This is a genomic window from Staphylococcus succinus, assembly GCF_029024945.1.
Taxonomy (GTDB): domain Bacteria; phylum Bacillota; class Bacilli; order Staphylococcales; family Staphylococcaceae; genus Staphylococcus; species Staphylococcus succinus.
Genome location: NZ_CP118976.1, coordinates 1,585,007 through 1,604,764, shown reverse-complemented (window position 1 = coordinate 1,604,764; position 19,758 = coordinate 1,585,007). Strand labels below are relative to the sequence as shown.

The 19,758-nt window shown below is 32.3% G+C and carries 22 protein-coding genes and 1 pseudogene; 16 read left to right on the top strand and 7 right to left on the bottom strand.

Annotated elements, in window-relative coordinates:
- Nucleotides 1-83 precede the first annotated feature (83 nt).
- From cstR to PYW31_RS07855, 3 genes are read left to right on the top strand one after another with little or no spacing between them, the layout of a single operon-like run.
- Nucleotides 84-344 (top strand): persulfide-sensing transcriptional repressor CstR, encoded by a 261-nt coding sequence (gene cstR / locus PYW31_RS07865; protein ID WP_046836308.1) that lies wholly within the window; start codon nucleotides 84-86, stop codon nucleotides 342-344.
- On the top strand, nucleotides 344-1,099 hold the full coding sequence (locus tag PYW31_RS07860; RefSeq protein ID WP_046836309.1) for a sulfite exporter TauE/SafE family protein: 756 nt from the start codon (nucleotides 344-346) through the stop codon (nucleotides 1,097-1,099). Before cstR ends, PYW31_RS07860 begins: the two co-directional genes overlap by 1 nt.
- Nucleotides 1,100-1,123: 24 nt before the next feature.
- Nucleotides 1,124-1,741, top strand: a complete 618-nt coding sequence (locus PYW31_RS07855) for a class I SAM-dependent methyltransferase (RefSeq protein WP_046836310.1) — start codon at nucleotides 1,124-1,126, stop codon at nucleotides 1,739-1,741.
- Between the two features lie 95 nt (nucleotides 1,742-1,836).
- Here PYW31_RS07855 and PYW31_RS07850 read toward each other — a convergent pair.
- A pseudogene (locus PYW31_RS07850) lies at nucleotides 1,837-2,131 on the bottom strand (ester cyclase).
- Between the two features lie 596 nt (nucleotides 2,132-2,727).
- Between PYW31_RS07850 and PYW31_RS07845 the strand changes: the two are divergent.
- The 3 genes from PYW31_RS07845 to PYW31_RS07835 all read left to right on the top strand — a co-directional run bounded on the left by PYW31_RS07845 (nucleotide 2,728) and on the right by PYW31_RS07835 (nucleotide 4,420).
- The gene (locus PYW31_RS07845) at nucleotides 2,728-3,294 is read left to right on the top strand and encodes a PepSY domain-containing protein (RefSeq protein WP_046836311.1); all 567 of its coding nucleotides are present in this window, start codon (nucleotides 2,728-2,730) and stop codon (nucleotides 3,292-3,294) included.
- Between the two features lie 113 nt (nucleotides 3,295-3,407).
- Nucleotides 3,408-3,938, top strand: coding sequence for a hypothetical protein (locus PYW31_RS07840; RefSeq protein ID WP_046836312.1), 531 nt, complete (start codon nucleotides 3,408-3,410; stop codon nucleotides 3,936-3,938).
- Between the two features lie 284 nt (nucleotides 3,939-4,222).
- Entirely contained in the window at nucleotides 4,223-4,420 is a 198-nt protein-coding gene (locus PYW31_RS07835) for a hypothetical protein (protein ID WP_046836313.1), read from the top strand.
- Nucleotides 4,421-4,552: 132 nt separating this feature from the next.
- Here the strand turns inward: PYW31_RS07835 and PYW31_RS07830 are convergent, their stop codons facing one another.
- Nucleotides 4,553-4,744, bottom strand: coding sequence for a hypothetical protein (locus PYW31_RS07830; RefSeq protein WP_046836314.1), 192 nt, complete (start codon nucleotides 4,742-4,744; stop codon nucleotides 4,553-4,555).
- 224 nt (nucleotides 4,745-4,968) lie between these two features.
- Between PYW31_RS07830 and nucI the strand changes: the two genes are divergently transcribed.
- Nucleotides 4,969-5,499 carry a thermonuclease NucI gene (gene nucI, locus PYW31_RS07825; protein WP_046836315.1) on the top strand — a complete coding sequence of 177 codons (531 nt, stop codon included), beginning with the start codon at nucleotides 4,969-4,971 and terminating at the stop codon, nucleotides 5,497-5,499.
- Nucleotides 5,500-5,617: 118 nt separating this feature from the next.
- Here the strand turns inward: nucI and PYW31_RS07820 are convergent, their stop codons facing one another.
- The gene (locus PYW31_RS07820) at nucleotides 5,618-6,481 is read right to left on the bottom strand and encodes an NERD domain-containing protein (RefSeq protein ID WP_046836316.1); all 864 of its coding nucleotides are present in this window, start codon (nucleotides 6,479-6,481) and stop codon (nucleotides 5,618-5,620) included.
- Nucleotides 6,482-6,782: 301 nt separating this feature from the next.
- On the opposite strand from PYW31_RS07820, the gene PYW31_RS07815 reads away from it, so the two are divergent.
- The gene (locus tag PYW31_RS07815) at nucleotides 6,783-7,238 is read left to right on the top strand and encodes a sugar phosphate isomerase family (RefSeq protein ID WP_046836317.1); all 456 of its coding nucleotides are present in this window, start codon (nucleotides 6,783-6,785) and stop codon (nucleotides 7,236-7,238) included.
- Between the two features lie 108 nt (nucleotides 7,239-7,346).
- Nucleotides 7,347-7,934, top strand: a complete 588-nt coding sequence (locus PYW31_RS07810) for a hypothetical protein (RefSeq protein WP_046836318.1) — start codon at nucleotides 7,347-7,349, stop codon at nucleotides 7,932-7,934.
- A 67-nt stretch (nucleotides 7,935-8,001) separates the two neighbouring features.
- Here PYW31_RS07810 and PYW31_RS07805 read toward each other — a convergent pair whose 3' ends face one another.
- Nucleotides 8,002-9,369, bottom strand: coding sequence for an aspartate kinase (locus PYW31_RS07805; protein WP_046836319.1), 1,368 nt, complete (start codon nucleotides 9,367-9,369; stop codon nucleotides 8,002-8,004).
- A gap of 190 nt (nucleotides 9,370-9,559) precedes the next feature.
- Between PYW31_RS07805 and PYW31_RS07800 the strand changes: the two genes are divergently transcribed.
- Genes PYW31_RS07800 through PYW31_RS07785 form a run of 4 tightly spaced genes read left to right on the top strand, consistent with a single transcriptional unit; the run spans nucleotide 9,560 to nucleotide 13,679 of the window.
- Complete coding sequence (locus PYW31_RS07800; protein ID WP_046836320.1) at nucleotides 9,560-10,840, top strand: homoserine dehydrogenase; 1,281 nt, start codon at nucleotides 9,560-9,562, stop codon at nucleotides 10,838-10,840.
- Between the two features lie 5 nt (nucleotides 10,841-10,845).
- Nucleotides 10,846-11,907 carry a threonine synthase gene (gene thrC / locus PYW31_RS07795; RefSeq protein ID WP_046836321.1) on the top strand — a complete coding sequence of 354 codons (1,062 nt, stop codon included), beginning with the start codon at nucleotides 10,846-10,848 and terminating at the stop codon, nucleotides 11,905-11,907.
- A gap of 1 nt (nucleotide 11,908) precedes the next feature.
- On the top strand, nucleotides 11,909-12,829 hold the full coding sequence (gene thrB / locus PYW31_RS07790; RefSeq protein WP_046836322.1) for a homoserine kinase: 921 nt from the start codon (nucleotides 11,909-11,911) through the stop codon (nucleotides 12,827-12,829).
- Nucleotides 12,830-12,872: 43 nt separating this feature from the next.
- Nucleotides 12,873-13,679 (top strand): Cof-type HAD-IIB family hydrolase, encoded by an 807-nt coding sequence (locus PYW31_RS07785; RefSeq protein WP_046836323.1) that lies wholly within the window; start codon nucleotides 12,873-12,875, stop codon nucleotides 13,677-13,679.
- Between the two features lie 61 nt (nucleotides 13,680-13,740).
- Here the strand turns inward: PYW31_RS07785 and PYW31_RS07780 are convergent, their stop codons facing one another.
- A complete protein-coding gene (locus PYW31_RS07780; RefSeq protein ID WP_046836324.1) occupies nucleotides 13,741-14,055 on the bottom strand; it encodes a hypothetical protein in 315 nt (104 codons plus the stop codon).
- 233 nt (nucleotides 14,056-14,288) lie between these two features.
- Nucleotides 14,289-15,734, bottom strand: a complete 1,446-nt coding sequence (locus PYW31_RS07775) for an amino acid permease (protein WP_046836325.1) — start codon at nucleotides 15,732-15,734, stop codon at nucleotides 14,289-14,291.
- Nucleotides 15,735-15,958: 224 nt separating this feature from the next.
- Between PYW31_RS07775 and PYW31_RS07770 the strand changes: the two genes are divergently transcribed.
- On the top strand, nucleotides 15,959-17,446 hold the full coding sequence (locus PYW31_RS07770; protein WP_046836326.1) for a catalase: 1,488 nt from the start codon (nucleotides 15,959-15,961) through the stop codon (nucleotides 17,444-17,446).
- Between the two features lie 337 nt (nucleotides 17,447-17,783).
- On the opposite strand, the gene rpmG is transcribed toward PYW31_RS07770, so the two are convergent.
- Nucleotides 17,784-17,933 carry a 50S ribosomal protein L33 gene (gene rpmG, locus PYW31_RS07765; protein ID WP_046836327.1) on the bottom strand — a complete coding sequence of 50 codons (150 nt, stop codon included), beginning with the start codon at nucleotides 17,931-17,933 and terminating at the stop codon, nucleotides 17,784-17,786.
- Nucleotides 17,934-18,258: 325 nt separating this feature from the next.
- Between rpmG and rpsN the strand changes: the two genes are divergently transcribed.
- A complete protein-coding gene (gene rpsN, locus PYW31_RS07760; protein ID WP_046836328.1) occupies nucleotides 18,259-18,528 on the top strand; it encodes a 30S ribosomal protein S14 in 270 nt (89 codons plus the stop codon).
- A gap of 193 nt (nucleotides 18,529-18,721) precedes the next feature.
- Entirely contained in the window at nucleotides 18,722-19,699 is a 978-nt protein-coding gene (gene guaC, locus PYW31_RS07755) for a GMP reductase (RefSeq protein ID WP_046836329.1), read from the top strand.
- The last annotated feature ends 59 nt before the right edge of the window (nucleotides 19,700-19,758 follow it).

Here is a 19,758-nt window from a genome sequence, read left to right as displayed (position 1 = left end):
TGTCAAATACCCCTACAGGTATTTGACAGTTTGTTTTAAATTGCGTATGATAAGACTATTCAAGATAAACTGGAGGAAAAATTATGGATTATGATAAAAAAATGATTAATCGTATTAATAGAATACAAGGCCAACTAAATGGTGTTATAAAAATGATGGAAGAAGAAAAAGATTGTAGAGAGGTGATTACACAACTCAGTGCGTCAAAAAGTTCAATTCAACGACTCATGGGTATTATTGTTAGTGAGAATTTAATCGAATGTGTAAAGTTAGCTGAAGAGAATAATGAAAGTTCACAAGAACTGATTAATGAAGCTGTTGACTTATTGGTGAAAAGTAAATAATGGATATTATCCATGGCATTACTATGCTATTGATTGGCATATTTGGAGGTTTCATATCTGGTTTGGTTGGTATAGGAGGGGCGATTATTATTTACCCAGCTATTCTATTGTTACCACCATTATTCGGAGCGCCTGCCTATGGTGTATACATTGCTTCAGGTCTTACTTCCAGTCAAGTATTTTTTAGTACACTTGGTGGCTCATTCAAAGCAAGAAAAAAAGTTGGATTTTCTCCCAAACTGGTAATGAACATGGGTGGGGGTATGGTTATTGGAAGTGTATTTGGAGCGATATTAGCGAGTTTATTAAATGCTACTTTTATAAATACTATCTATATAATTATTGCTATAATCGCATTACTATTGATGTTTATTAAAGTTAAAGCTTCTTTTCAAGACATCAAATTCAACTCTATATTACTTATCTTAGTAGGATTTGGAATTGGGGTACTATCAGGTATTATAGGTGCGGGTGGAGCATTTATCATTATTCCTGTATTATTGGTTTTATTTAAATTGCCAATGGATGCTGTAGTGACCAACAGTATCGTCATTGCTTTTATATCATCAATAGGGTCTTTTATCATTAAACTTATACAAGGCTATATTCCTCTAGAAAGTGCAATATTTTTAATCATAGGAAGTATGATATTTGCGCCCATAGGACTAAAAATAGGCTCAAAGTTACCTGATACTATTCAAAAAGGGATTGTAAGTATTTTAATCACAATCGCAATTATACAGCTCGTATTTTAATGAACTTAAAAAGGAGACTTTAAATTGAATCATTGGGATGAAAAGTTTGATTCAGAAGAATATATTTATGGCAAGGAAGCGAATTTATTAGTCAAAGAGATTTTTCAAAAACAAGCAGATAATAATGAAAAGATTTTACTACTTGCAGAGGGAGAAGGACGTAATGCAATATATTTAGCCAAACTTGGTTATGGTATTACAACCTATGATATATCACAAGTTGGTATTAATAAGCAATACCAACTAGCAAGTGAAGCGTGCGTTGATATTGATGCAAATTACGGCGATATCACAAAGCCTAACTTAGCCCCTGAGTCATTATTTAACTATAGTATTAATATCTTTGGTCATGTACCTAACGAAGGCAAAAAAGAGATGTTCAATAATCTCATTCAGCCATTAATCATAGGTGGTCATAGTTATTTTGAGTTTTATTCAAAAGAACAATTAGTTTATGGAACTGGCGGACCTAAAGATGAATCCATGTTATATACTATTGAAGAAATCAAAGCTTATTTAAAACACTTGCCTGTTAAAATCCATCAATTAGAAAAATATGAAATTTACCGTAATGAAGGTATTAAACATACAGGTAAAGGTTGTATCATTCAAGGTCATATAGAAAGAATTAGTATTTTATAGTGCTAAGCATAATGTCACAAATAATGATTTACTAATAAAAAACAACTTACATTATTAAATGTAAGTTGTTTTTTATTAAATTTATCTATGCAATTCTATTGTTTTATTTGTTTAATAATATCATTTACATCAACATGGGATCTTTTTTCTATAATTTTGTTATCTTTAAATTTTAAAAGCATCATTAGTGAAAATTTTACAGATTTACCGGTAGGATTTATGCCGTTAAAAGGAGCTCCAGTGTGTACCTTCAAAGTTTAAGTATACTGCTGCGCTATCATTATTATCTAAAATAATTTCTTTTACAGGCATTTTAAAATCTGGAAATGGAGCAAAGTTTTTGTCTTCAGAATCTTTCAATCCTTTTACACCATAAAAAGGGGTATCCATTAATGAGTGAAATTCAATGAATGCTAAAATGAGTTATTTTTATGTGTCTTTATGTAAGAATATAGTCAAAAAAGGTTATCCAATATGAAATAATTGGTTTTGTAAAATGGAAACAAAAATAATTTAAAAAAATAATAGTTAAGATATTGAAAAATACAGTTGTTTGTTATATTATCGCTTTATGAAGTTTCTCCAGAACTTCATCCTTTTTGATGCCGCCCTTTGGGGCGGTGATTTAACAAGGCAACCAATCAAAGCATAATATTCTATTAAAGTACTTGTCATTTTTCATTTTTTCCTAATACAAAGGTAGGCACTTATGTGCTTGCCTTTTTTAATATTTTAGTAGCAATGTTTAGATAAGTATTGATTTATATCTATCAAGTGATATAAAAGTTTGCAATATTACGCTAATTTTTATTGAAAACCTTTCTAATGCATTGTATTTAAATCTAAGAACAATGTTTAAATTAAGTTGGAAAACAACCCGATGAGTTAATAGAACTTTAAAAGTGTGTATAAATTAAAGTGAGAAATAGGTTTTGTTCATGGAGCTTACGGGAAAAATACTGTTAAAATTCTAGGAGGTAATCTTTATGACAATAAAAAGGTTAGCAACGTTAACGCTATCTGCAGTATTATTAACTGCTTGTGGTAATAGTTCCTCAGATGGTGATAAAAAATCATCAAGCTCGAGTAGTGAAGAAAGTAATGAAAAAGTTATCACATTAAATGATATTCAAACTAGCCCCAAAGCAGCCTTAAAAAAAGCGCAGAGTGTCTATAGTGGACAAAATTTAAAAGGTATTTCTTATGAACAACATAATGGTGAATGGGTATATAAAATTGAACAACAAAAATCTAATGAAGAATCAGAAGTAATCGTTTCGGATAAGGATAAAGCGTTAATAAACAAAGAAACTGAAAAAGAGAATTCAGTGGATTCAAAAGAGGAGTTTAAATATAGTGACGCTATTAATTTTAAAGATGCAATTAAGAAAGGGCAAAAAGAAGTTGGAGGTGATGATATCAAGGAATGGTCATTATCCAAAGATGACGGAAAGCTTGTTTATGATATGGATTTGAAAAAAGGGAACACTAAGTATGAAGTCAGCGTTGATGCAAAAAATGGAAAATTATTAAATAGTGAAAAAGACAACTAAACTACATGACTCCACGTAGATGGAGGATAAGCCTTATATGTTTATGAAAGTTCTGGGAAGGGTATAATACGTATTTTTTACCTGAATTTTCCCAAAATTAAGGAAGTGATAGAATGATCAGTATTATTTCAGCCATTGGGTCACTTGGAACTTTTATAATGGCGTTATTTTATTTTGTTTCTGTAAGTATTCAGCTTTATCAAATGAAGCTTGGCTTTATTCCTGCATTAGGTTTTAATCAGGTTTTACTCAAGTTGGATAAAGATGGAACGCTTACAATGAAAAATATGACGATACACAATTCGGATCATGAAGATTATCTGAAGTTATATAACCTTGGTGGGGGTGCAGCAAAGACAATCAATATAACAATTTTATTAGATGATGAAAAAATTGTTCAAGAAAAATTATTGAATATTTTGCCTAGTAAAGAAAGTTACCTTTTACCTATTAATGCAGAAGTATTCGAAGAACTTGAAAGTACGATTCAAAATAACGGTTATGAATCTAATTTAAATATTAAACTTTCTTATTATCATAATGTAAGCAGAAAACAACAAGAAATACTACTAGTCGCTAAATTAGATGAATTTAATATGTACGAAAAGGAAAAAGTTTATGAATTGCAATTTATAAATCAATGATTTAACTCTATATAATTAAAAAAGACGAACTATACTGTCTATTAAAAATATAGTGATGCCGGATAGCTTAACAATCAGTCATTAAACGCTAGTTGCTCAAATTCAGTTAAGAAGAGTTTTATTTTTGATTTCGTTAGCTATGTGATGAATAGCTACAGATAAATTTAAAGTTGTTGTATATGGGTTGTCAGTTTAAGCATATTGTTTTTAATTGTATGACGCAACTGTGCGTAGTATGATAGTTATAATTCATCTTCATATGACATTATAAGGGGGAATGAACGATGCAAGAAATTAAATTAAGTACGATAAAGGCAAGTTCATTAGAAGAGTTAGAAAGTAGTATTAATGCTTATTTAAAAGACGATGAAGTAGCAGACTATCAATTATTAACATCAACTGTTCATGAAATTGAAGAACGTACATTTTCGGCGAATGAGCAAGCTTTTAGTGCCTTTCTCACATTTATAAAAAATGTTTAATATCATTATGGGTATCAGTAAGTTACATACAAAGTCTACTGGCTTTAATATGTAACTTTTTTTATGTGATTTTAAAAGTAGCATTAAATTTAGAAAATAAAAACTGCCGACATAGGTATGCGGCAGGACGTGTTATTTTTTCTTTTTTTTCGTAATCAGTGATTGGATTAAAATAATGATAAAACCAATAAATATACCTAAAAATATCGCTACAACAGCTGAAACTATAGGGGGTAGTTGAAATTGAAATTGTAAAATCAAGCCTATAATAATTGCAATCACGATTGCAATGGTAGTAATCATATTCTCTTTAGCCATAGTCAAATTGTTCACTCCTATCACTCACATTATAGCATGAGAAAAATATTTATAAAATAAAATAGTGTCATGGATTTGTGTCCTGATTTTGAACTAGCCTGAACGATGATTACTTATAATTTAATAATAAAGTGATACTTGAAATGAAAAATAAATTATATTTGGCTCTTGACGGTTTAAATGAATTTATATATGATGATTTGGACAATTCTATATAAGTAGGTGCAACAGTGAAATCGACAAAGAAAATGACAACGCTAGTTGTTGGTATTATTATTTTAGGTGTTTTAGCATTTCAATTTATTAATCATAGTGGTCCGTTTCAAGGGAATAGTTCTAATTCAGCAGCTGGTCCTGATCAAACGGAAAAGGTACATGTTGAACGCGTAGTAGATGGAGATACGTTAGTTGCTAAAGATGAAAATGGTGAGCAATTAAAGGTTAGATTAATAGGGATTGATACGCCAGAAACAGTTAAACCGAATACACCGGTACAGCCTTATGGGAAAGAAGCTTCAAATTATACTAAGAAACATTTAACTGATAAAGATGTTTTTTTAGAGTTTGATAAAGAAAAAGAAGATCGTTATGGTAGGATTTTAGCCTATGTTTGGTTAGATAAAAAAACGATGTATAATGAACAAATGGTGAAAAATGGCTTAGCCCGTGAGAAATATTTTGCACCGAATGGTAAGTACAGAGAAATATTCCAAAAAGCTGAACGACAAGCTAAAAGTGATAAATTAAATTTGTGGAGTTAAAAAATATTTTCTAAATTCATTTGCACGATTTAAACAATCTATATTCAAGGTTGCACATTATAAATACATTAAACCCCCAATGCTGTATTTGGCATCGGGGGTTTAATGTATTTATGAGTTAGTGGAAACGCGCTACAAGTTTATCGTATTGTTCTTTCGTTAAAGCTTCCTCAGCTTCGTTAATCGTTCCACCAATGATTTCTTTAAGTGAAGACTTAGAAGAAACAGTTTCAGCATATTCTTCTCTGACCGTAGGACCATCGATTAGATTCACGCTACCATCTGTAAAGTATACAAGTCCAATACTTTTGATATTGTGATTAAGACGTTCAGCTATTTTGGCTTCTAACTCTTTGGTGTTTTTGGCTGCTTGCTCATAAGGATCATAATTATAGAAATCGAAAATAACTGAGTTATTTTTGATGCGTTCTATAAATGTATATGTTGCTTTATTTGAAGATTGGAATTGGCTGTGGTATTGCTCTGCGATATAGCGACCCACTGTTTGGTTTACTGTGTTCTCTTTATTAGGTTGATTTTCTAAAGTTGGATCTACAGTAAAGTGATAGAAAGTTTTTTGCTTCCAGTTTTTCACGTTAATGTTGAAAATACCTTTTTCTGAAATAACAACATAATCAAATGTTCGTGCAAATTCAAAAAGCGGATGTTTTACTGCAAGATTTCCTGTTGCAATAATAGCATAGTGTTGAATTTTGCCTTCTTGTTTATATTGCTCTAAAATTTCGTATAAGTCTTGCTTAGCTTTTCTTAAGCCGTGGTGATGTGTATCATTATTGCCATCAATGCGTAACATTTGGTTTTTTAAGTGCGTGTTTTCACGTGTAACCGTACTTATTTTAGTGACCAATTGGTCTTTAGCATAAATTTCTGTATCCAATTTTTGTTGCATAACACGGTGGTTAATAATAGCAACAATAATGAGTAAAATAATGATTACTAGTAAAATGAATAGAAGAAACATGGTGATCATCCTAATCTTATTAAATTTATTGATACAGTTTATTTTACTCTTTTATACATAGTAGTACAAATACAATTTTTTAAACTGTTATATATATTGATTATATGGCTTTTATTAGAATAGAATCAATTTTAAAGTTGTTGTATAATTAGTATTTTCAAAAGTGACTATATATAAATGTCATAAATATATTTTTCTATACATTGAATGTTAATATTAGGGATGAATTTCGTTTACACTTAGGGGGATTAATAGATATAATAAGGGTACAAAAGATACGTTGAAGATGGGGGACAATGATTTGAGTGCTATCAAAAATTATCTCGAGCAAATAATGCAGCAAATAAAGAAAGGTGAAATTATCGCTTTCGATAATCATCCTACTGCTTATAAGATAATTGATTATTTATATGAGACAGGAACTAAAATTTCTGTGATAAGCTATTCAACTGATATTATTAAATATGTAGCTAAGTACACTGATTTTAATATTATTTTACCTAACGGTGTGGTAAATGGCACATATCATATTATTGTCGGTCCGGATGTTGTACAAACTTTTTCAAAATATCAAATTTGTTATTACTTTGCGGCTGTGCCGTATATGATTGAGGATGCGCTATACCAATCTATACCGGAAGTTGCAGAGCTTCAACTGACATTATATAACAATGCAAACGATACGTTGATTGTGAATCGGCCAGAGTTTTTAAATACAGAATCATTAAGTGACTACATGTTTATTGGTTATTTTTAATAACATATAAAATAGTTTTCAAATATGTGAGTAATACGTTGAAAATTATAACTACAAATTATATAATGTATATTATTGGAAACGCTTACTTTTAGAGGAGGTGCTCATTTGAACAATAATAAAAATGTTAAAACGCTTGTTAATAGATTAAACGAAAAAGTTGGTAATCTATTTAAATATAATGGCGAGGTCGCTAAGCAATTATTTTTACATGATGAATTTAATTTAGACGGTAAAGTAGATATCAGTGTTGAAAGAAAATTTCTTGCTGAAGTATTAAAGTATATCCCCAAAACATATCATATAAATTTATATGATGAAACACAGAGCACTTCAGACTTTTCTGAAATAGAGTTCTCTAAGATTACACATGCCAATGTTTTTGATCAAAATGAATTAATCATGACAGTTATTATATATGATGTTGAAGATGGTGATTGGATGTTTAGATGGAATCATAATATACGCATGCCAGAGAAACATATTTATTTCCACTCAATCAAATGGGATGTTGATTATGTGAAACCTGAGATTGTTTTAATGTATGAGTTATTAGATCCGATTGATTATCATCAGATACCTAATTATCGTAGTGTTATTGACTCTTTGAGTTATTATCAATTTGTAATATTACGTTTAGTTGTTGGTGATGAACGTATAAATCAAGCGTTAAATTCAGAAAAGAAAGCTATATAAAATCCTTCAAATCGTTAACAAAAGTCTTGTTTTAATCAAGACACTTACGATTTGAAGGATTTTAGTTTTACAATTTCAAACATTCGCCGTTATAACAATATTCATATGTAGCTTTAACTGCTTTTTCAGCATCAGTAACATCGATACCGAACATGATTGAAATTTCTGAAGCGCCTTGGTTCATCATTTTTAAATTGATATTAGACTCTGCAAGGGCATGGGTAATTGTATTCGCAGTACCGACAATTCTATGCATGCCTTCTCCAACAATCATGAGTATAGCTAAATTGTGTTCAACGCTTAATTCATCCACATCACAATTTTTACGGATATCATTTAACACTTGTTCTTCGCGATTTTGAATTTCTTTTGAACGCATAATAATACTTATACTATCTATACCAGAAGGCATATGATCAAATGAAATATTATAATCTTCAAGCACGCCAAGTATTTTACGTGTAAATCCAACTTGTCTGTTCATTAAATATTTTTTAATATTTAGTACTGTAAAGTCTTTGTCACAGCTGATGCCACTGACGATATTATTCGAATTGATTTCTCTATCATGGCGAATAAAAGTACCTGTATCGTTAGGACGATTTGTATTTTTTATAACGACAGGAATTCTATCTTTATGCAATGGTTGCAGTGCTTCATCATGAAATACACCAAAGCCAGCATAAGATAACTCGCGCATCTCTCTATAGGTAATTTCATCAATGACTTCAGGGTGTTTTACAATAGTTGGGTTTGCTCTAAATATACCTGAGACATCTGTGAAATTTTCATATAAATCAGCTCTTACACCTCGTGCAACAATTGCACCAGTAATGTCGGAACCACCACGAGGGAATGTTACAACATAGTTTTGTCTTGAAATACCAAAAAATCCTGGAATAATTAATTTTTCTTTATACGCTCTTAATTGGTATATATCTTCATAAGAATGGTCTAAGATTTGCGCGTTTTGTGGTAAATCGGTAACTGTGATACCCGCATCACCTGGTGAAATGTAACGCGTAGGTATACCTTGACTATTATTATATTCAGCAATGAGTTGGGCATTGAAATTCTCGCCACAAGAGAGTAGCGCATCTAATAAACGAGAAGGTTTATTTTTTAATGTCTTGATGTAATGTTCTAGCGTTTTATCAATAGTGAACAATAAATTATCATGCATTTCTAATTCATAAATAATATCAGCATAACGTTGCATAATTTCTTCTTTTTTAGAAATATGGTCTAAACCTGCAATGACTTTTTCGTATAGACGTATCAGTAAGTCAGTTGTTTTGACGTCTTCTTTATGGCGTTTACCTGGTGCAGAAACAACAATAATCTTTCTATCATCGTCCGAATTGACGATATTTAATACTTTTTTTATTTGTTCTGCATTAGAAACAGAACTTCCTCCAAATTTCGCTACTTTCATAGTGACATACAACCTTTCTAAAAAATCAGAAAATTTTGTTTAGTTTTTATCACGAGAGTGATAGTATAGATATACGATTTAAATATTCAACCTTTACAAAAATAATGAATGAATTTATACTATACCATATTCAAGTATTTTTCAACTGTACACTTGTATTTTTTAGAAGAACAATCGGAGGAATGAAGTTATGAAAGAATTAAATGTAGCCCTGCTCGGTTTAGGTACTGTAGGTTCAGGTGTAGTTAAGATAATCGAAGAGAACAGACAACAAATTAAAGACACAATGGACAAGGATATTAATATTAGACATATCTTAGTCCGCGACAAATCTAGATCAAGACCTATTAATGTATCGAAGTATAATTTAACAGAAGACATTGATGAAATTTTAAACGATGATTCTATTGATATTATTGTTGAAGTAATGGGCGGCATTGAGCCGACGGTTGACTGGTTGAAACGTGCGTTAAGTCAGAAGAAGCATGTTATTACTGCAAATAAAGATTTACTAGCTGTTCATTTGAATGTGTTAGAAGATTTAGCACAAGAAAACGATGTAGCACTGAAATACGAAGCGAGTGTTGCTGGAGGTATTCCAATTGTTAACGCGATTAATAATGGTTTGAATGCCAATAACATTAGTAAATTCATGGGGATATTAAATGGTACATCTAACTTTATCCTAAGTAAAATGACTCAAGAAGAAACATCGTTTGAAGATGCATTAGATGAAGCTCAAAAACTAGGTTTTGCAGAAGCAGATCCTACTGATGATGTAGAAGGTGTCGATGCAGCAAGAAAAGTTGTAATTACATCATATTTAACATTTAACCAAGTGATTAATTTGTCTGATGTAGAAAGACACGGTATTAGTGATGTTGAATTATCAGACATCAAAGTTGCAGATGAGTTAGGTTATAAAATCAAATTGATTGGTAAAGGTACATATGAAAATAGAGAGGTTCAAGCATCTGTAGCACCAACGTTAATCAATAAAGCACATCAACTTTCTGCTGTTGAAGATGAATTTAATGCGATTTATGTTATTGGTGATGCTGTTGGAGAAACGATGTTCTACGGTAAAGGTGCAGGTAGCTTAGCCACAGGTAGTGCTGTAGTGAGTGATTTATTAAATGTAACATTAAATTTTGATTCTAATTTACACACGTTACCACCACATTTTGAGTTGAAAACAGAAGCAACAAAAGAAATGATGGAGGATGAAGACACGGTGACAATTAAAGAAAAAGAAAGTTACTATGCTGTTGTCCAAACTGATGGTGATGAGCTTAATAAAGTTGAGTCATTGATTAAAGCTAACTTACCTTTCCATAAATCATTAGCTATCAAAGAACGTGATGCACATACAGTTGGTGTGATTATCGTAGGTATAGATGAGTCACCAGAGTCTTCAATAACAGAATCAGGTTATATCGTTAAGAAAATATATCCAGTCGAAGGGGTTTAATTAAAATGGAGAAATGGCAAGGGTTAGTAAAAGAATTCAAGGAATATTTACCAGTAAATGAAAATACACCACAATTAACATTAAATGAAGGTCACACGCCATTAGTTTATTGTGAAAATTTATCAGAAATGCTTGGCATTGAATTACATGTTAAATATGAAGGTGCAAATCCTACAGGTTCTTTTAAAGATAGAGGCATGGTTATGGCTATGGCTAAAGCTAAAGAAGAAGGGAAAAAAATAGTGATCTGTGCATCTACAGGTAATACTTCAGCATCAGCGGCTGCCTATGCAGCACGTGCAGGTCTAAAAGCAATCGTAGTTATCCCTGAAGGTAAAATAGCTTTAGGTAAACTATCACAAGCTGTCATGTATGGTGCAGAAATTGTTTCTATTGAAGGCAATTTTGATGAAGCCTTAGAGATTGTGAAAGAAGTTGCTGAAAATGGGGAAATTGCACTGGTAAATTCAGTCAATCCTTACAGAATAGAGGGACAAAAAACAGGTGCTTTTGAAGTTATAGAACAATTAGGCGGCGTAGCTCCTGATATTTTATCTATTCCTGTAGGTAATGCTGGTAATATTTCAGCCTATTGGAAAGGTTTTAAAGAATACCATGAACGTGATAATACATCATTACCCCATATGTATGGATTCCAAGCTGAAGGTGCGTCGCCTATCGTTCAAAACAAAGTAGTAAAAGACCCTGATACTGTTGCAACGGCAATTCGTATTGGTAACCCTGCAAGTTGGGATAAAGCGACAAATGCATTAAATGAATCAAACGGTTTAATTGATAGTGTTACAGATGAAGAAATCTTAGAAGCGTATCAATTAATGGCACGTAAAGAAGGTGTCTTTAGTGAACCTGCGAGTAATGCTTCTGTAGCTGGATTGATAAAATTACACCGTGCTGGTAAGCTGCCACAAGGTAAGAAGGTTGTAGCTGTACTCACTGGTAATGGATTAAAAGATCCTGACACAGCGATATCATTGTTAGATAATCCTATCAAACCTTTACCAAATGATAGAAAGAGCATCTTAGAATATATCAAAGGGGCACTATAGCATGAGCAACATGTTACATTTAAAAATTCCGGCATCTACCGCTAACTTAGGTGTCGGTTTTGATTCTATAGGAATGGCTTTAAATAAATTTTTATATTTAGATGTAAAAACAAATACAAGTGGTGTATGGAGTTTTAATCATGTTGGACCTAATGTAGAAGATTTACCCACAGATAATAGACACTATATTTATCAAATTGCGCAGAAAGTTGCACGCAAATACGATGTCATCTTACCAGGGTTAGATATTGAAATGAGAAGTGAGATTCCGCTTGCGAGAGGGTTAGGCTCTTCAGCATCAGCTTTAGTTGGTGCGCTCTATATTGCTAACTATTTTGGTGATATCGAATTGTCTAAATACGAATTACTTCAATTAGCTACAGAGTTTGAAGGGCATCCAGATAATGTAGCGCCAACAATTTACGGTGGTCTTGTTTTAGGGTATTATAATCCGGATACTAAAGTGACGGATGTTTCGTATATCGATACGCCTAAAGTAGATATTATTATCACTATACCATCATACGAACTACGAACTGATGATTCCAGAAATACCTTGCCAGATACATTTTCACATAAAAAGGCCGTACAAAATAGTGCAATCAGTAATACTATGATCAGTGCATTGATTCAACACAATTATGAGCTTGCAGGAAAAATGATGGAACAAGATGGCTTTCATGAACCATATCGTCAACACTTAATCCCAGAGTTTCAGTCAATTAAAGATATAGCTAAACAATATCAAGCTTATGCTACAGTTATTAGTGGTGCCGGTCCAACAGTACTTACGCTTATTGCACCAGAACGTAGTGGTGAATTAGTAAGGGCGCTCAAAGGCGAGTTTGATGATTGTCGTTCTGAATTGGTAACTATCAATGAAAGTGGCGTAGTATCTAAAGTACTGTACCAACGTCTTTAATATATAGTAATATATAAAGAGATGTTGAAAGGAGACAGGCAACATGAGTGATTATAAAGTTATAGTAATGGATATGGATGACACATTGATGAATACTAATAATGAAGTTAGCCCTGAAACAGCTGCTTATTTGATTGAAGCACAAAGTCAGGGGTATAAAGTGATATTAGCTTCAGGTCGTCCAACAGAAGGAATGTTACCGACAGCAAAATTATTACAACTAGACCAAAATAATAGTTATGTAATCAGTTATAACGGCGGTAAGACAATTAACGTTAGCAATGAGCAAGTAGAAGTGAGTCGCTCAATTTCTAAAGAAAATTTTGACTTAATAGTAGATTACTGCAGAGAAAATAAATTATTCGTTTTAACGTATGATGGAGGCTATATCATATATGAAGGTGAGCATGAATATATGAATATAGAATCTGAGTTAACTGGCTTACCGATGAAACGCGTAGATAATATTAAGGACTATATTCAAACAGAAGTGCCGAAAGCAATGGGTGTAGATTATGTACCAAATGTTACGGCTTTGAATATCGAATTAGCAGGACACTTTAATGAGGATGTTGACGTTACAACGAGTAAACCTTATTTCCTAGAGTTTATGGCTAAAGATGTATCTAAAGGCAATGCTGTTACCGCATTATGTGATAAATTAGGTTATAACTTATCACAAGTTATTGCATTTGGAGATAGTTCTAATGATATATCAATGCTTGAAGTAGTTGGTTATGCAGTAGCAATGGATAATGCTAACGATGCAGTTAAAGCTGTTGCTGATGAAGTTACTTTAAGTAATGGGGAGAACGGTATTCCTCACGCTTTAAAAACACTTTTAAAATAAAAAAAGGGCCGATATCTAGATATATCGGCCCTTTTTTTATTGTTTTACGATGTGAGTCACATTATTTAGCTGTGTGTGTCCATTCATGTTTGCCACGATGTCTCTTAACGTGTGCATATACATGATCAGCAGCATAATCTAAATTTGTATATACAGTAATAGAAAATGCAGATTGATTTTCTTCAAAGTCTTCTTCTAAAAATAAGTCTTTAAGATGGTCAAAGAGACTTTCCATTTGAGAATGATCCAAGCTACTATATTCTCTTAGTGTGCGCTTAATCAAGCGGTTGTGTCTGTCTTCAAGTGATTGCACAACAATAACGAAGCGTTCTTCAGTTTCTAAAATGTCGTCAAATAAGTTTGTCTGTCCAATCATAGTTTCCACCTCTAGGTTAACGTTTATTATTATACTTAATTATACTATAATTTCACTAAACTGAAAATATCAAGATCTCATGTAATTTTAGTTAAGGAAGCGTTTTCGTGTTATGAAGTGTAGAATATGTAATTTGTACGCTAATCAGAGTACGATAAGTTTTAGTTTCTATTCTATTAACTATATACATAAAAAACAAGGATACATTAGATGTTAATGTATCCTTGTTTTATTTACTCGTACTTGTGACTTTTTAAATCCATTTCTTCAAGTTTAATGATTTTAGTTTTACGAACTACTTTATGTGCAAAGTAAATAATAGCTAAAATAATGATTGGTGAAATATTGCGTAGTACTGCTAAAAAATCACCAGAGATGAGAGCGCCTAATGAATTACCAGCAAATAAGAAAAGTAATGCAACAATGACAATAATAGGTCCTAACGGATAGAACGGTGCTTTATATGGAAGCACATCGTCGGGATTTTTATTTTGCTTTTTGATTGCTGAACGTAAACGTATTTGTGAGATAATACTAGATGCCCAAACTACTATTACCAATGAACCAATTATATTAAGTAGTGAAAAGACGATGTCTGATTTAAATTGAGCCAATATAATAATAAGTAGTACTATGATAAACGTAGTGAATATAGAAATCATAGGTAATTTAGTCGTTTTATTTAATTTTCCGAAAATACGCGGTGCTTGTTTATCTTCAGACATTGAGAACAACATACGACTTGTTGTATAAATACCAGAATTGGCTGCCGACAACAGTGAAGTTAAAATAACTGCATTAATGACAGAAGCAGCAAAAGCGATACCTACACGATCAAATACAATAGTAAACGGACTTTGGCTTACTGATTCAGACTTATTTAACAGTAGTGGATCAGTATAAGGTATAATTGCTGAAATAACTGCAATTGATAACACATAAAATAATAATATTCTCCAAAACACCTGTTTAATAGCTTTAGGCATCGATTGATGAGGGTTTGAAGATTCGCCGGCTGTTACTGCAACAACTTCAGTGCCACCAACAGAAAACCCTGCAATCAACAAGACACCTAAAAAGCCAGAAATACCGCCAACAAAGGGGGCTTGTCCAGTAGTGAAATGGTCAAAACCATACGTTTTTCCACCTAAGATACCCACTATTGTTAAAATACCAATAATAATAAATACAATGATAGTTATGACTTTGATAAGTGATAACCAAAATTCAGTTTCACCAAAAGCCTTAACTGAAAAAATATTTAGTAACAAGAGTAAACATAAAAAGAGCATACTCCATGTTACTGGGCTAAAGAAACTAAATACTTCCCAGTAATTCAGTACACTAGATGCAATAATGATATCAACACTTGTTACCAATACCCACATTACCCAATATAGCCATCCCATTGTAAATCCTAAAGAGCTATCTACGAATCGAGTTGAATATGAGCTGAAGGATCCTGATACTGGATAAAATGTAGCTAACTCCCCAATAGATGACATTAAGAAATATAACATCACTCCGATAATCAAGTAAGCTAATATTGCACCACCAGGGCCTGCTTGAGAGATTACATTTCCTGTCGCTACAAATAGTCCAGTCCCAATTGCACCACCAATAGCTATCATTGAAATATGTCGCGAGTTAAGACCACGTTTCATGTTATTTTGCGCCATAATTTGTCTCCTATAATTTATTAAATTTTATATACACTCCATTTTAATGCTTTTACTTATTACAATCAATGCTTTTTATATTACTAAAATCATCAATATTTTAAATTTTCGGAAAATTATCATAAGTTTATATGTTAGTTTGTTGCTTTTAAGTGCAGTATACATTAAAATTAATTCTAGATAATAATCATTATTATCTAGAATTAATTTTAGGGGGAAACATTATGAGCAATAATAGAAGATTGACTAGTCTTTTTGGTGCGCCAGTTTCTGATAGAGAAAATAGTATGACTGCAGGCCCTAGAGGACCTATGGTGATGCAAGATTGGTACTTTTTAGAACAGATGGCTCATTTTGATAGGGAGGTAATTCCAGAGCGACGTATGCATGCAAAAGGTTCTGGTGCATTTGGTACATTTACAGTTACAAATGATATTACTCAGTATACATCTGCAAGTATTTTTTCCGAGATTGGGAAGCAGACAGAAATGTTTGCACGTTTTTCTACTGTAGCAGGTGAAAGAGGTGCGGCCGATGCCGAGCGTGATATTCGTGGTTTTGCATTGAAGTTTTATACTGATCAAGGGAATTGGGATTTAGTAGGTAACAATACACCAGTATTCTTCTTTAGAGATCCTAAATTATTTGCGAGTTTAAACCATGCAGTGAAACGTGACCCTAGAACAAATATGCGTAGTGCACAAAACAATTGGGATTTCTGGACCTCTCTACCAGAAGCATTGCATCAAGTGACTATTTTGATGTCAGATCGAGGTATTCCAAAAGGATTTAGAAATATGCACGGTTTTGGTTCTCATACTTACTCTTTATATAATGATAAAGGAGAACGTGTTTGGGTGAAATTCCATCACAGAACACAACAAGGTATTGAAAATTTACAACCTGATGAAGCAGCTCAAACGATTGCTGATGACAGAGAGTCCTCGCAACGTGATTTATTTGAAGCGATTGAAAATAAAGATTTCCCAAAATGGAAAATGTATATACAAGTTATGACAGAAGAACAAGCTAGAAAGCACAAAGATAATCCGTTCGACCTAACAAAAGTTTGGTACAAAGGCGACTATCCATTAATTGAAGTAGGAGAATTTGAACTTAATCGTAATCCAGATAATTACTTCCAAGATGTCGAACAAGCTGCTTTTGCACCAACAAACATCGTTCCAGGAATTGATTTTTCACCTGATAAAATGTTGCAGGGTCGTTTATTCTCATATGGTGATGCGCAACGTTACAGACTTGGCGTAAATCATTGGCAAATACCAGTTAACCAACCTAAAGGTGTAGGTGTTGAAAATATTTGTCCATTTAGTAGAGATGGTCAAATGCGAATCTTAGATAATAACCAAGGTGGGGGAACACATTACTATCCAAACAGTGATGGTTCATTTGAAGATCAACCCGAATTTAAAAAACCTGGTTTACCAGTTGAAGGCGAAGCTTACGAGTATAATTATAGAGAAGATGATGATAATTATTTCGAACAACCAGGTCGTCTCTTTAGATTACAATCTAAGGAGCAACAAGAGCGTATTTTTGTAAATACAGCTAATGAAATGCAAGGTACAACATTAGAAGTACAACATCGTCATATTCGTCATTGCTTTAAAGCGGATTCTGAATATGGTAAAGGTGTAGCCCAAGCATTAGGTATTGATATTAATGATGTAGATTTAGAAATTAAAGATTAGTTGCCGTTAGTATTCTAACTTATCATTGGGTGCGTAAAAGAGTGTCGTAAATGCGATGCTCTTTTTTATTTAGGTAAAAGTAAAACACTATTATCGATGGTGTAGATATAGACGATATAAGGTATGAGTGCTATGAAATATAGATTGGTAATATTTCATAAACTTTTGCTATTTAAAAATAGTTACCTCAACAAATATATATTTAAATAGAAGAATTGAGCATACTAAAAGTTGAATTTAGCGACAAAAAATAAACCTGAAATAAGCTGCAATATGCGCTCGTTTCAGGTTTGAAAGTAAATCTGTCGTATTTAAAAAAGCTAATAAGGACAGAACCCTATTTTGTTTCACGATGTAATGTATATTTATTTAATCTAGGACAGAACTTTTTAAGTTCGATACGTTCTGGATTATTACGTTTGTTCTTTTTAGAAATATAATTACGATCGCCACATTCTGTACAAGCTAATGTAATGTTAACGCGCAAAGTCGACACCTCTTTCTTAATAGGAATTGTTACGTTTTAAAATTTTATCACAATTATAAGTAATTATCAATTGTGTATTTCGATTAAATAGTTAAATCTTCAAAACATATAAGATTTAGTAATAAAGAATTACATTAAAACTACATTTGATCGTACTTATTGAGCATCAAAGATAAAATAAATTAGGAGATATATTTGTAAGGAAAAGCTGCTGCTTACAGAATATAGAATGAATATTAACAATTTAATTATTTGCTAAAGTAAAAAAGTGTGTTATTATACAAAACGTAATCATTACGTTTTATAAAAGAGAGGTTGAAAGTTAATGGCGAAAAAATCCAAAATAGCAAAAGAGCAAAAAAGAGAACGTTTAGTTAATCAATATCATGAGTTACGTGAAGAATTAAAGGCTAAAGGTGACTATGAAGCATTGAGCAAGTTACCAAGGGATTCTTCACCTACACGGTTAACTAGACGCTGCAAAGTGACAGGTAGACCTAGAGGGGTTTATCGCAAATTTGAAATGTCACGTATTGCATTTAGAGAGTATGCACACAAAGGACAAATTCCAGGAGTTAAAAAATCTAGTTGGTAATTTACGACTATAGTCCATTTACATTTATGATAAAACAATGTATATTATCTAATGGTGAAGATGAGTGGAAAAAGTTATTGTTCGGAAATTATGCTAAAATTAGATATAATTTCATTTAGAACAAAGGAAATCATCATGAAAATCTTACCATTAAACGATTGTATTATTAAAAATGTTAGGGGTTTGTTTAACTATGAAAATATTTGATTACGAAGATATCCAACTTATACCAAACAAATGTATTGTTGATAGTCGCTCTGAATGTGACACAACTATTCAATTTGGGCCAAGAAGTTTTAATTTACCTGTAGTTCCTGCCAACATGCAAACAGTTATGAATGAAACGTTGGCTGAATGGTTTGCAGAAAACAATTATTTCTATATTATGCACAGATTTGATGAAGAAGCACGCATTCCGTTTACAAAGCGTATGCAGGAAAAAGGATATTTTGCATCTATTTCAGTTGGCGTTAAAGCACGTGAATTTGATTTTGTTGAAAAATTAGCTGCTGAAAAAGTTATTCCTGACTATATTACAATTGATATTGCACATGGGCACTCTGATTCAGTTATTAATATGATCAAGCATATTAAACGTTTTATTCCAGAAGTGTTTGTTATTGCTGGTAATGTTGGTACGCCTGAAGGTGTGCGTGAACTTGAAAACGCTGGCGCAGATGCTACTAAAGTAGGTATTGGACCAGGGCGCGTCTGTATCACTAAGATTAAAACTGGTTTTGGTACAGGTGGTTGGCAGTTAGCAGCTTTGAACCATTGTAGTAAAGCAGCACGTAAGCCTATTATTGCTGATGGTGGAATTAGAACACATGGTGATATTGCGAAGTCTATTAGGTTTGGTGCTTCAATGGTAATGGTTGGCTCATTGTTTGCGGCACATGAAGAATCACCAGGTGAAACTGTAGAGTTAGATGGTAAATTATATAAAGAATACTTTGGTAGTGCATCGGAGTTCCAAAAAGGTGAACATAAAAATGTTGAAGGTAAAAAAATGTTTGTTGAACACAAAGGTTCTTTATCTGATACTTTAGTGGAAATGCAACAAGATTTACAAAGTTCTATTTCATATGCAGGTGGCAAAGATTTAAATTCATTGAGAAAAGTGGATTATGTAGTCGTGAAAAACTCTATTTTTAATGGAGATAGAGACTAATTTAATAGTAGGTGTGACATATTAGAAAATTTCTATTATATATCGTTGTTATTTTAGTA